General features: G+C 46.3%; 10 protein-coding genes and 2 pseudogenes. 7 read left to right on the top strand and 5 right to left on the bottom strand.

All coding sequences use genetic code 11. The annotated features are described in order from the left end of the window. Positions 1-73 precede the first annotated feature (73 nt). From QEN32_RS19195 to QEN32_RS19175, 5 genes are all read right to left on the bottom strand, one after another. Positions 74-970 (bottom strand): hypothetical protein, encoded by an 897-nt coding sequence (locus QEN32_RS19195; RefSeq protein WP_265322035.1) that lies wholly within the window; start codon positions 968-970, stop codon positions 74-76. Next, positions 970-2,592 (bottom strand): AAA family ATPase, encoded by a 1,623-nt coding sequence (locus tag QEN32_RS19190; RefSeq protein WP_094884500.1) that lies wholly within the window; start codon positions 2,590-2,592, stop codon positions 970-972. The genes QEN32_RS19195 and QEN32_RS19190 overlap by 1 nt, the downstream gene beginning before the upstream one ends. Positions 2,593-2,601: 9 nt before the next feature. Beyond that, on the bottom strand, positions 2,602-3,768 hold the full coding sequence (locus tag QEN32_RS19185; RefSeq protein WP_265322034.1) for a restriction endonuclease subunit S: 1,167 nt from the start codon (positions 3,766-3,768) through the stop codon (positions 2,602-2,604). Next, positions 3,765-5,399, bottom strand: a complete 1,635-nt coding sequence (locus tag QEN32_RS19180; protein ID WP_265322033.1) for a class I SAM-dependent DNA methyltransferase — start codon at positions 5,397-5,399, stop codon at positions 3,765-3,767. The genes QEN32_RS19185 and QEN32_RS19180 overlap by 4 nt, the downstream gene beginning before the upstream one ends. A gap of 63 nt (positions 5,400-5,462) precedes the next feature. Then, positions 5,463-8,876, bottom strand: a complete 3,414-nt coding sequence (locus tag QEN32_RS19175; protein ID WP_265322032.1) for a DEAD/DEAH box helicase family protein — start codon at positions 8,874-8,876, stop codon at positions 5,463-5,465. A 280-nt stretch (positions 8,877-9,156) separates the two neighbouring features. Here QEN32_RS19175 and QEN32_RS19170 point away from each other — a divergent pair. From QEN32_RS19170 to QEN32_RS19140, 7 genes and pseudogenes are all read left to right on the top strand, one after another. Then, positions 9,157-9,345, top strand: a pseudogene (locus QEN32_RS19170) (DUF932 domain-containing protein); the annotation flags it as partial. Next, a complete protein-coding gene (locus QEN32_RS19165; protein ID WP_265322078.1) occupies positions 9,290-9,484 on the top strand; it encodes a type IV toxin-antitoxin system YeeU family antitoxin in 195 nt (64 codons plus the stop codon). The pseudogene QEN32_RS19170 and the gene QEN32_RS19165, both read left to right, overlap by 56 nt. Before the next feature lie 14 nt (positions 9,485-9,498). Next, entirely contained in the window at positions 9,499-9,867 is a 369-nt protein-coding gene (locus QEN32_RS19160) for a TA system toxin CbtA family protein (protein WP_076727515.1), read from the top strand. Positions 9,868-9,960: 93 nt separating this feature from the next. Continuing rightward, positions 9,961-11,164, top strand: a pseudogene (locus QEN32_RS19155) (AAA family ATPase). After that, on the top strand, positions 11,161-11,370 hold the full coding sequence (locus QEN32_RS19150) for a hypothetical protein (RefSeq protein ID WP_139819174.1): 210 nt from the start codon (positions 11,161-11,163) through the stop codon (positions 11,368-11,370). Before QEN32_RS19155 ends, QEN32_RS19150 begins: the two are co-directional and overlap by 4 nt. A 122-nt stretch (positions 11,371-11,492) precedes the next feature. Further along, positions 11,493-12,089: a retron system putative HNH endonuclease gene (locus tag QEN32_RS19145; RefSeq protein WP_031613043.1), complete on the top strand. Its 597-nt coding sequence runs from the start codon at positions 11,493-11,495 to the stop codon at positions 12,087-12,089. A gap of 153 nt (positions 12,090-12,242) precedes the next feature. Next, positions 12,243-13,076 carry a DUF4942 domain-containing protein gene (locus QEN32_RS19140; RefSeq protein ID WP_197397882.1) on the top strand — a complete coding sequence of 278 codons (834 nt, stop codon included), beginning with the start codon at positions 12,243-12,245 and terminating at the stop codon, positions 13,074-13,076. Positions 13,077-13,089 lie beyond the last annotated feature (13 nt).

The following is a 13,089-nucleotide window of genomic DNA, read 5'->3' as shown; positions in this document are numbered from 1 at the left end:
AATATCGCAATACAAACCTATGAAAAAACAGTAATATTACTAACTCACTCAAACAAATCATGAAAAATGATATTCAGAACACAACCTCATATTCGGCAATCAAATCAAAAACATTATTTGTAGTATAATCTTCCCATCTTTTATTATATACTTCTTTGGATAAAATTGAGATATCATCAGTTCCTTCCCCCTCATCCAAACCATGCATAAAGCCAACACCAGCGAGATTAGAAATAACATATCTATTATGTAAACGTTCATTACCCTCGCGCGAAGCCAAAGACTTAAACTTTACTGTCACCGTAAAACCCTCGGGAAAGGCTAAATTCTCTCGATTTAACTTTTCTGCCAAATAATTTACAGATGGTGAATGATCTTTATTCGCATCGAATACAATATCTATCTTTACGCTCTTTTTATAAGAACTATTAGCGCTAACCATTAATAATGAAACAAGAACATTCCACCACCTTGGTTTGTCACTAAAATACGGATCAACAATAATGATATACTCAGATGTTTTTAACAAACATTCTATTGTAGATGTGATATTTTCGGCAACTCTCGCAACAATTCTTTGCAGGGGATAATTGAAACCAAAAATATCATCAATACTAGACACTCTAAGATCTTCACAAGAGATAGAACTTACCACATGATCAAATCGTTCAATTCGATTTATTGCAGAAATGTTATCTAACCATGATAGTTCTCCAACATAATCGTAGGTTCTACTAACCTTATTATCTTTCAAAAAAACAATAAGGTCTTCTAATCTCTTTTTCTGGATCTCAGTATGACTATCATTTAATAAATCTAGTAATTTTCTTTTATTTCTCTTCAGTTTTGGTAGTTCAGTATAAAGAAAATTACCACCGATAGAGAACACTCTGATAAAGTCACGGTAATTTCTTCGATCAATTGCGATCTCAAACAAAGCTTCTGGTGAAATAGCACATTCGTAGAACATTAAAAAAGCTCTCCCCTTCTTTCTTCGAAGAAACCTTTGGGCCATTTTTGTTTAAAGTCACCATCATCAGTAATGTCTATTTTCCTAGTAACAGTCGAACCATTGTTATCCTCGAAAACGATCACTGATATAAAATCAGGTTTTACTGGGTAATTTGATTCAGGTAACTCTTTGTCCGTTGTTTGTCTAATCCTTTTTAAAATTCGAAGCAAAATATGCTCACTATGCGTCTCGACTAAAAACATAGGTCTTTTAACATCAGAGGGATAGTGGGTAAACAGATCACCTACAGCGAGTTGCAAAGCGGGATGAATATGTAGCTCAGGCTGCTCTATCGCAATTAATCCATCCTGAACTATATTGGCTGCGATAATAAGAGGTGCTATCTGAGTTAATCCGACACCGACTTGATTTGGAAATAACATTTGGCTTGAATCTATTTTACAGAAGAAAACATTATCTTTCAGATCTAAGAATTGAGGGTCAACTTTGATATCAAATTTTCTTCCACGAACTATATTATAGTTAGTATTTAGTTTATCTCTATGGGAAAACCAATCACTTACTTTGTTAATCAAATCACTATCATTTTGTTGAGATAAACACAGCTTATCCCATGCCGATGTGCCATCAAACCATCCATCTTGTTCTGGATAAGGATTTGGCGTAAATGAAGAGTCAGGTATAATTCTTAACGGTCCAATAGAGACGCTGGCCTTTAAATAATCATTTAATTTATCTAACGGAGAAGTAAAAACTTGCGTTAGCACTCTGGTGATTATGTCTCGATTAAAATACTCAACTGGCTCGGATATATCAAATATTTTCAAATTTGTATCAACAGTTCTTCCCAGTTGGGGTAACGCACCAATTTTCGTCTTTAAAAAAACAGGAAACATTGGTTTTTCTTTATCTTCTTCAAATATATAATCAACAAATCTCACACGCTCTGTTGCACCACTTTTATTACGATCTAAGCCAGGAATTAAGTCATTTAAAGACATTTCAAACTCACTGACGATCGTATCCAATCCTTCCTTACCAATAGCTTCAAGCCATAAATTATAATCAACAGGAAGAAGCAACGGATGCGTAAAGTTCAATCTATTTACTAAAGATGATTTAGTATATTCATCATTACTTAGCTCCCCAATAAATTCATTATTTATAGAAACAGCATAGCTCTTTATATATGCTGCTCTGTGCAATTGTGACCATGCGATTTTGAACTCAACATAAACCTTTTCAGTTTCATCAGCAATGTCTCTCATTTTTATAAAATGAATATCGAAAACATCACCAAGTTCTTCTAAATATGTTTTATATTCTACACCTATTGTTTGTTCAGGATCGAAACCAATACCAATAGTGATTACATTATTCAGATCCCCATTATGGACTAGAGATCTAAATCCATCTATCCGCCTGTTCCCCATAGCTTCTAAATAGATAGGGTCACACTGCTCGCGGTCTAATATTTGTTGCAGATAAAATAATGCAATTAAAATAGTAGTCTTGCCAGCACTGTTTGGTCCCAATAGCAATGTTACAGGCGAAAAATCAATTTCTTGCCGTTTTTTGAAAGACCTGAAGTTTTCAAGCACAAGCTTAGTTAATTTCATAATGGATCCTTACATGAAGTACTTGTTCATCAAGTTTGCTGCTAATTGTTGAACTTGCCAAGCACTTCTATCAAAGATGGATAATCCCATTTTTACTTTCTTATAAATATTCTCATATTCATCCTGAAGATGTTTTGGGGGGATTAATATTTCTATATCTTGTAATTCCTGCGCATTGATATTAGCCATGCCAACAATGCTTTTGCACATATTCACTAACGTAGTTTTCCCGTATGTGGAATTAAGACACCCTGAAAGATAGTAATTGTTCCCGTTAAGATTAGGTCTAACGCGAATTAAATACCCAGCAAACGCCATCGGTCTATCTTCTTCATATATGGCCGTTTTACCAACAAGCTCCTTACTGTTAGTCCGGTTGAAAAGTAGATCCCCTTTTTGAACCAAGAACTTATCCTTATCTTTTTCACTGAGATCTAGATACTTAAAATCTGTAAAATCCCACCCACCTTGATATGTTATATTACCCATCCGCAACACAGGGTATTCACCAGAACCAACAGAAGCTTTTGCTGAAGTTCCATAATTTACTGAATCGATCAGATCGCGAATCGTTCCTTTCGGGAAATTATGTATGTTTTGTGCAGGAGTTCCGAACATCTTCATAAACGTAGCACGCAAAAAATCATCAGCCAGTTTGATGGCTTGCTCGCGTTTTTGACGTACACCATCAGCTTTATCGAGAATAGCCGCGATACGTTTCTGTTCTTCCAAAGGAGGTAACGGGATTTCAAAATCTTCTACAACTCTTTTAGACACTTCTTTGAAAGTTGCACCATTACCTAATAATTCTAATTGTGGCACAAATTTCTTAATACAATGATATAAATATTTACTGTGAACATTTTGCCCAGGAATTAAACTTTTAAAACCTTGGTTTGTACAAAGTTCAATACCAGCAATAGCTACATTTCCTATTGGTGCTCGCGATGTGAGTAGAACTGTTCCTACTGGCAACATATATGTTGCAGCAGATTTATACCCTGCTTTAGATATATATTCTGGTGCCTCGTAAATATAAGGTTCACTAAGATTTGATACATCTTTTGGCGTTATCCAAGGAATATCACCATCCCAGTAGAATGCGACATTACGTTTAGGTGTTGCACCACCCACAACTTCGCAGCAATCCTTAAGCTTCACCATCGGCCAACTCACAGCATCCCCTCCAGCTCATCCAAATCCGCCAGAATCTCTTTTTCCAGATCTTTTAATCGTTTTAGTATCACCTTCGGATCTTCATATTCCTCCGCCTGATACACTACTTCTTTATAACGATTAATAGAGAGATCGTATTTCTGCGCGGCAATATCCTCTTTCGGCACCACAAACGCCGCCTGCGTGCGATCTTTAAAATCAACACCAGTATTAATCCCTTCCGGGTACTGCTGTTTCAGTAACGAGGCTAATTTCTCGCCCATAAAGTTATCAACCGGTAGCCCGCGCAAAGTACGGTAACGCTTCCAGCTTGCCAGCAAATGCGGCAGGTCGTTGTCTTTTATCGGGTTGCGCTTGTCATCCAGGCTGTAGCCATCATTTTGTAGATCGTAAAACCAGACCCCATCCGTCTGGCCGCCTTTGGTAAAGATCAGGATCGCCGTTGCCACGCCAGCGTAAGGCTTAAATATGCCGGAAGGCAGATTGATCACAGCTTCCAGTTGGTTATCTTCCACCAGCGTTTTACGCAGCGACTGGTGCGCCTTACTGGAGCCAAACAGCACGCCCTGCGGCACGATAGTGGCGCTGCGCCCGCCCACTTTCAGCATTTGCAGGATCCGCGCCAGGAACAGCAGTTCGGTTTTTTTGGTTTTCACCATTGCCGACAGCGTGGCGTCGATATCTTCCTCGTCCAGTGAACCGGTAAACGGTGGGTTCGCCAGGATAAGGTTGAAGGCGTTTTTACTGGCCTGCGGGAAGTTGGCGCTGAAACTCTGGCTCATGGTGTCCTGATAGTGAATATCCGGCGCTTCCACACCGTGCATAATCAGGTTCATGGCGGCAATACGCAGCATGGTAGTGTCAAAGTCGTAACCGTGGAACATGTTGTTATCCACATGGTTACGCCAAGGCATCAGCAGGTCGCCGGTAAAGATTTTTTGCTCCTCCAACTCGCCGCGTTCGTTGGTGCCAATCTCGGTATGAATCGACTCCAGTGAACTGTACTTCTCCAGCAGATATTCATAGCTGGTCGCCAGAAAGCCACCGGTGCCGCAGGCCGGATCGCAAATCGTCTCGCCGCGTGCGGGGTTCGGTTCCATCATTTCAACCATCGTGCGGATAATGTGGCGTGGCGTGCGGAACTGACCGTTGATCCCAGCAGTGGTCAGCTTGCTTAACAGATATTCGTAGAGATCGCCTTTGGTGTCACCGCGATCCAGCGGCAGGTTTTTGATCACCTCAACCGCTTTGGTCAGCAATGACGGCTTAACAATCTCCAAGCGAGCATCTTTCATAAAGTTGCCCAGCAGCGTCACTTTCGACGCATCGGCCTGGCCGAGCTGACGGAAATGCTGGAATACGCCGTCGCGCACCACTTCCATCATTTCGTCCGAGCCAAGGTTGCTATAGTGGCTGAAGCGGAACTCCTGCTGTTCTGGCGTAAAACGCGGTTTAAAATCAATACCCGCGATTTGCTTACGCTTCTCGTCGCGTTGTTCCTGGGTATCCAGCATCCGGGAGTACATCAGGTAGGTGATCTGTTCGATTACGGTCAGCGGGTTAGTGATGCCGCCTACCCAGAAATCTTCCCACAGGCCGTCAATTTTACTTTTTAAGTCACCGGTGATCATTGTTAACGTCTATACCCTGTTATAAATACAAAAGCCCCGCTGCCGGGGCTTGTCATGTGCGTATTATACCGTTGCTGCGTCGGTCACAACACCCAGCTCTTCAACTATCTTTTGCAACCGGACGATCTGCTCTAGATCCGGGAACACACCGGTAACGCCTTCGTTGTGGATATGCGTAAACGGTTGTTCAAAGAGCTGCCGCATTTCAATGGTGCCGTAATCGCGGATGTGGTTTTTCAGCAGTGACAGAAAGCGTAGTTGCTGGCTGGTCAGGCTGTTGTCAGCGGCGAACTGCGCAAAGCGCACTTCCACCGCGTCGCTGTCCATCCCGATGATGGTACGCAACAGTTTATCCAGGCTGGCGGTCGCCTGCGGGTAGAATTCTTTCAGTGCCCGGATATCAACGTTAGGATTCTGGATCAGCACCAGCTTCGCCAGTTCATCCAGCTCGTTTCGCGTGACTGGCTCGCCGTTGCGGATTTTTTTCAGCACCGGATTTTGCTGGAACAACGGCTCCAGTGCTCCCTGAACCTGCTGGCGATAAAGTTTGAAATCAATCGAGCGGATATTGGTTTTACGGGTTTCCGTCTGGATCAGGTTCGCATCTTCGGTAATATCCACCTGTATCGAACCCAATTTCGGCGTCGCGTCTTTTTCCATCAGGTGCATGATGCCGCGCAGATGAATGCGGATATCTTCCAGTTCTTCCAAGGTGGCCTGCTTCCACCAGCCCAAATCGCGAAGCTGATTAATCCGTTGTCCCTGCTGTTGTACCTGAGTCAGATGCGGCGGCAGACGTTCCACTTTCTCGATGATGACCGGCCAGAGCACATCCAGCTCTTCCGGGTTGGTATAACGGGCAGTTTGCGCCGCCAGAATATCCATATCAAAGCGCATGGCATCACTTTGCCCGCGAACGTCCAGCCACTGCATCAACGGGGCTAGAACAGATAACAGATCCTGCTGCGTTTTCGGAGAAAGCTGGCGCAGCACTTTTTCATCGCTGTACTGCGCTTTTTGCTGCCACTTTTCCTGCACGGCAATCGACTTTTCATCCAGCGCGTTGATCTGCTCGCGGAGCTGGTGAGCGACTAAATCCACCGCCTGTTTGTCGAACTTACGCTGCGCAGCGGCTCCCAGCATAACCCACGCTTCGAAGCGTTTTTGCGCCAGCGATTTTGTCGCTGTGACCTCGGCCTCTTCGGTATGCAGCTCGTGATACTCAAAATTACCCCAGTGATCGAAGATGCGGAATTTCTGTTTATCCAGCGGTTTGCCGTTTTCATCGTTGCCGTACAGTCCTGAGCAAAGACGCGTACCACGGCCAATCATCTGCCAGAACTTCACTTTCGATTTGACCGGCTTGGCAAAGACCAGATTCACGATTTCCGGGACATCAATACCGGTATCGAGCATATCAACAGAGATAGCGATGGTCAGCTCTTTGTTGGTGCTTTCATCCAGCCCTTTAAAATCATCAATCAGTTGCTCGGCACGGGGATCGTAGTTGTCGATGACCTGGCAGAAGCGTCCAGCAAACTGCGGGTACATGTCGTCGAACAATTCATTTAACAACAGCGCGTGTTTGTGGTTCCGGGCGAAAATGATGGTTTTACCTGGCAGTTGGCCGTCCCGATCTTTCAGGCCATTTTCCATCAGGTTACGCAGGATATAGCGGTTGGTGTCTTTATTGTAGATCGCCTCATCCAGCGCCTTACCATCAAATTCCAGGGTATTGGGATCGATACCCTGTTCTTCCAGTTCGCGGATTTGTGCGTCGCTTAATTTCTCCCGTTTGATGCCTTCGCGCAGGAATTCTGTGGTGTGCGTGACAACCTCATAGGGAACCAGATTGTTATCGGCGATGGCATCTTCCAGGCTGTAGTTGGCGGTAGGGATACGTCCTTCACAACCAAACAGGCCAAAAGTGGTTTTGCTCACCATATCGATCGGCGTGGCTGTCAGACCGATCTGGAGGGCATCAAAATACTTAAACAGATCGCCGTAGACGTTGTAGATCGAACGATGGGATTCATCGGCGATGATCAGATCGAAATAACCAACATCAAAATGGTCCATGATTTTCATCATGCCGGGATAGGTGGCGATGTAGATCCTGGCATTCTGCCTGTCTGCTTTCTTCGATTTCCCGACCACATACAGCGGCTCATTGGTGAACTGATTGAAGGCATTCGCCGCCTGTTTACGTAGCTCTTTGCGGTCACAAAGAAACAGGACGCGTTTTACCCAGCGGGCATCAATCATTAGTTTGCTTAGCGCAATTGCCACGCGGGTTTTGCCTGTACCAGTGGCCTGAACAATTAACGATTGTCGGTACTTGTTGGTAAACCGTTCGCTGACGCGGGCAATGGTTTCAAGCTGATACAAACGTCCGGCAACGGCCTTACCTTCGTTATCTTTTACGTGCGGCACACTGTTCAGCGGCAGACGGGTTTCACGCTGCTGAATAAGATATTGCAGGCTTTCTTTGCTGTAGAAACCAAATACCCGGCGCGGAGGATAGCCATGAGTTTTATTGTCATCCCACAGCCAGATATCGTAGCCGTTGGTGTAGAAGATGACCGGGCGCTGACCATATTCTTTTTCCAGCCAGTCTGCATACAGTCGGGCCTGAATTCGTCCCTGCTCGGCATTGACGCTGGTTTTTTTGGCTTCCACCACCGCCAGCGGTTTATGCGCCTCATCCCACAAGACATAATCCGCATAACCATCACCGGTCGCGGTAGGCTGTCCTTTAACAGGGTGTTCCTGTGTAACCTGATCGGTGTTTTTTAGCTCTTCCCCTACATTCCAGTCAGCAGCAAGCAAGCGGGAGTCAATCAGGCGGCGGCGGGTTTCCGCTTCATCAATAGAGAGGATATCGGCAACATGCTGGTTACGCGCTCTGGCTTCATCCAGGCGCTGGGTGAGTAGTTCGGCCTTTTCCTGCTCCTGCTGTAGTGCGCGTTGAAGCGCCAGTTCACGATCGCGGCTTTCGATTTGCGCCTGTATTGCTTCTTCCAGGTGTTTTTTATCGGAATTCGCAGAAGATGGCGTCAGAGGAGGAAGGGTAAATTTAGGGCAATCGTCAACGTTGCCGTTGGCATAGCGAACGTATAGCCAGATGCCTAACAGGTACGCTTCCTTGAGCAGCCAGTAGGTATCCTTGGCTTTGATTCGCCCGCCGTGCGCGGCACGGTTGCCGTGGATACGCAATGCATCCATTTTCATGGTGATGGCTTCCGGCATCATGCTGGTAAACACATCGGCATTCATTAAATCGTACAGATTCGCCTTGATGCCTTCCGGCAACCGCTCCTGACGATACAACCAGCGCACCATCAATTCGGTGTAGTTACGCAGCTTAACCAGACAGCTTTCCGGGTCGGCGTGAACATAGCGTTCGGCCATACACGCAAGTTCTGCCAGTTCCGGCCACTGGCTGCGCAACATTTCAAAATTGAGAGACTGTTCCATCAATCATCGCCTTATGTCGTGGATACAACAGGAATTCTGGAAAGAATATCACACTAATTCGGCTGACGAAGTGAGCCTGATGGCATATGGTGGCTATGAATAAGCTGACGTAACAGCTTTAAGCAAAGTCGGTCAATGTGCAATCTGGCGTAATAGCGGGCGAAATATGGGGATGGGTGATATCGGTTATAGCTAGGATGGCGTAATTGGCAATGCTTACAATGAAATCTTAACCATTGACAATAACGGTCAGACCCTCGGTTTTCGCCCATTAATGGGCGTCTTTGGCGACGACAAGCACACCTCGCGCAGTGCGCGTTATACGTATATCCCGACCATCACCGTTCTGGAAAGCCTGCAACGCGAGGGCTTCGAGCCGTTTTTCGCATGTCAGGCCCGCGTGCGCGACCCGGATCGCCGCGAGTATACAAAACACATGCTGCGCCTGCGTCGCACCGGGCAAATCACCCAAATCTGCGCTAAAAAACGGGGCGCTCGATCCGCGCCAGCCGTACCGTTACAGCACCATCCTAAATGGCCTGACCTGCGAAGCCGACACCAACGGTAGCCACGGCTACGTTTACCTCACTATCTACCCAGCCGAATAAACAAGGACATTCCCATGCCAAACGTTTTATCACTACCTTCTCCGGCAGCGGTCTCGTCACGCCTGTCACCCGTCGAAGCCTGGCAAAAACTACTGTCGTATCTGCTGCAATGCCACTACGGTCTTGAACTTAACGACACGCCATTCTGCGACGATATTGTTATTCAGGAACATATCAACGCCGGTATTACGCTGGCTGATGCCGTTAACTTTCTGGTGGAAAAGTACGGACTTGTTCGTATCGATCGCAAGGGATTTAGCTGGCAGGAGCAATCACCCTATCTCCGGGCTGTCGATATTCTGCGGGCGCGGAAAGCAACGGGGTTGTTAACACGTTGCAAAAAACACAATGGTAATCAGCCTGATGGCAGATTCACTCTATGATAAAAGGCGTAACCTTTGCCCGCTTAAAGCGGGCAATATTACAGACAAGAGATGTTATTATACTAAAACATAAAAACAGGTGAGACTGGTGTAATGAGAATCGACAAACTTTCACTGCTTAACTTTCGTTGCTTCAAACAGCTCGATATTACCTTTGATGAGCATATTACGATTCTGGTGGCACCAAACGGCGCAGGTAAGACGACAGTGCTGGATGCGATACGCCTGGCGCTGTTTCCATTTATTCGTGGTTTTGATGCCAGCCTCTACGTAAAAGATAAATCGCTGGCGATCCGTACCGAAGACTTGCGTCTGATTTACCGCCCAGAGGCGCTGAACATGGAGCTTTCGCATCCAACCATCATTACCGCTACTGGTGAATGGAAACGTGGAGAATCGGCTACATGGATACTCAGCAAAGAGGGTGAACAACCTCCGCATGAAGATACGATGGCAGCCCGATTTACCCGCTGGGGTGAGCAGCTTCAAAAACTGGTTCGTAATGAGGAACATAAACAGCCTATTGCTCTTCCGCTCATGCTTTATCTTGGCACGGCAAGATTATGGTATCAGGAGCGCTACGAACCACAGATGGCAGAACAACGCCTGGATAACAGCGCATTTTCACGCTTGTCCGGTTACGACGATTGCCTTTCTGCTACATCGAATTATAAGCAGTTTGAGCAGTGGTATAGCTGGTTGTGGCGCAGTCACCTTGAGTTTCAATACAAACTGATTGAGGCGGGCAGGCAAAATAAGAGTGTAGATTTGGTCGAAGGCTTGCGCGACGACAGTATGAGAGAAGCCATTCAAGCTATCCAGCAAGCCATTAACTGTCTGACGTGGGAAGTGACTGGCTGGCACGATCTGGAATACAGCTCCAGCCATAACCAGCAACTGGTAATGAGCCATCCGCAACACGGTAAGATCTCCTTATCCCAGCTCAGCGACGGCTTACGTAATGCCGTTGCGATGGTTGCTGATATCGCGTTTCGCTGTGTAAAACTCAACCCTCATTTGCGCGGCGACGCGGCGTTAAAAACCCAAGGGATTGTGCTGATCGATGAAGTCGATATGTTCCTGCACCCTGCCTGGCAACAGCAAATTATCCAGTCTCTGCGCAGCGCATTTCCGCAGATCCAGTTTATTGTTACGACCCATAGCCCGCAGGTGCTCAGTACGGTAAAACGCGAATCCATTCGTCTGCTTGAGCAGGATGAGAATGGCAACGGGAAAGCGTTGATGCCGCTCGGAGCGACCTACGGCGAGCCGAGTAACGACGTGCTGCAAAGTGTGATGGGTGTCGATCCGCAGCCTCCGGTTAAGGAAAGGGATGATCTACAAAAACTGACGGCTTGGGTAGATCAAGGGAAGTATGACAATCCAGAAGCACAGCAACTTATGGCTGCGTTGCAAGTTGCGTTAGGTGAGAAGCATCCCCAGCTTCAACGCTTACAGCGCAGTATTGCCCGGCAGAAGCTGCTAAAAGGGAAAGCTCAATGAGGCATGTGATCAAAACTCGCCGGGGGACAGATGCCTTACTCACTGCAAATGAAAATCCACCACAAGATTCGGATCAATCGACCCGTCGCTGGCGAAACTTTAGACGAGACAAAGCAGATTTAATGACGCTTCTGCTCAATGAGCAATATCATCTTTGCTGTTACAGCGAAATCCGTGCTGATTTGCGTGGCCTCGGCTATCACATTGAACACGTCGAAAATAAAAGCCAGCAGCCAGGGCGAACCTTCGATTATCAAAATCTCGCCGCCAGCGCGTTAGACTCTGAGAATGGTTTGCCCCAGCTTGGCATCAACGCGTTCGGTGGTCATGCACAGGGAAAGAATAAATCTGTGGATATGGCAAAGTTTATTCATTGCCACCTCCCTGACTGTTCTCGTTATTTTGCCTATTTATCTAATGGGCATGTGGTTCCTTCAATAGATTTAACTGAGCAGGAAGCTGAGTACGCACAGTACACCATTGATCACCTGAACCTGAACAGCGGATTCCTTCAAACGGAACGTCGTAATCATTGGGAAGAGCTGGAACAGCTTTTCGATGAACATATTGAGAAAGTCTGGGATCTGCAACAATTACTCCAGCTTGATCTGGTTCCGACACCAGACCATAAACTGCATGAGTTCTTCAGCTTTACACGCCAGTTCTTTCAGCAAGAAGCAGAGCAGGTATTACAGGATTACGCTCCCGAATTGATGTAACAGCACCATCCCATTCGAGATTCAGGGCGACAGCATGATTTATTGCGAGCCGCCTTCCTGATTTACACCCTCAATATTTATTCACCTTTATTTCACCGCATAATGCGCCTGCTACTCCCGGCAGGCGCGTTTGCTTTTATATGGACTAAAAATATGCAAACAGAAGCTGAAGTCTTAACTGACCATAATGAGCTAATTTGCTCAACTAGTATTGAACGTATCGTCACAGGGCGCGACGCTGCGCTGAGCCTGATAGAAATCCTGATTCATAAGCTTGATGACATCTCGCGGCTTACCTCCAGCATCGGTGGTGATGTAGCGGAGCATTGGGCGATGCGACAGGGCCATTCCTTTGACTGCTGGTTGATGCAACCGGTTGATAAAGCGATGCCGGTGATCACCCGTAATATTGACCGCAGCATTTGGCGCGATCTGATGCTGAAGTCCGGGATGTTGACCTTAATGGACGCTGAAGCCCGCAGCCAGTGGGCTAAAAATCTCGAAGGAGGAGATCTTCCGGCCATCAGCGAAGCCAACATCCTGAGCACCTTTGAACAACTCCACCACAATAAACAGGATGTTTTCGAACGTGGGATTATCAATGTATTTAAAGGGCTAAGCTGGGACTATAAAACCAATAATCCCTGCTGCTTCGGTAAGCGGATCATCGTTAACGGCCTGGTAAAGCACGACCGATGGGGCTACAGCCTGAACTGGGGCTGGCGACGCGATCAGCTCGCCGATCTGGAACGGATACTGTACCTGCTTGACGGGAAGACCATTCCCGACAACCGGCATGATGTCTCTATCCGGTTTATGGACTTTGTGCGCGACAATCCGCATCAGCAGGTTTTTGAGGATGATTTATTCTCTATTCGCTACTTCCAGAAGGGCAGCGGACATATCACGTTCAAGCGTCTGGATCTGGTGGAGAAGATGAATGATATCGTGGCGAAACACTATCCGGGGATGTTGCCTGCGAAATAAGATGTGATGTTTT

The sequence above is a fragment of the Salmonella sp. SA14318 genome (assembly GCF_029866905.1).
GTDB lineage: Bacteria > Pseudomonadota > Gammaproteobacteria > Enterobacterales > Enterobacteriaceae > Salmonella > Salmonella enterica.
The sequence above is the reverse complement of the archived record's forward strand: the minus strand, read 5'-3'. Positions and strand labels throughout refer to the sequence as shown.

Bases quoted from the DNA above. Each gene is read 5' to 3' on its own strand.
- QEN32_RS19180 (WP_265322033.1), bottom strand. From the start codon at position 5,399: ATGATCACCGGTGACTTAAAAAGTAAAATTGACGGCCTGTGGGAAGAT.
- QEN32_RS19145 (WP_031613043.1), top strand. From the start codon at position 11,493: ATGACGCTTCTGCTCAATGAGCAATATCATCTTTGCTGTTACAGCGAA.
- QEN32_RS19190 (WP_094884500.1), bottom strand. From the start codon at position 2,592: ATGAAATTAACTAAGCTTGTGCTTGAAAACTTCAGGTCTTTCAAAAAA.
- QEN32_RS19160 (WP_076727515.1), top strand. From the start codon at position 9,499: ATGCCAAACGTTTTATCACTACCTTCTCCGGCAGCGGTCTCGTCACGC.
- QEN32_RS19175 (WP_265322032.1), bottom strand. From the start codon at position 8,876: ATGGAACAGTCTCTCAATTTTGAAATGTTGCGCAGCCAGTGGCCGGAA.
- QEN32_RS19195 (WP_265322035.1), bottom strand. From the start codon at position 970: ATGTTCTACGAATGTGCTATTTCACCAGAAGCTTTGTTTGAGATCGCA.
- QEN32_RS19140 (WP_197397882.1), top strand. From the start codon at position 12,243: ATGCAAACAGAAGCTGAAGTCTTAACTGACCATAATGAGCTAATTTGC.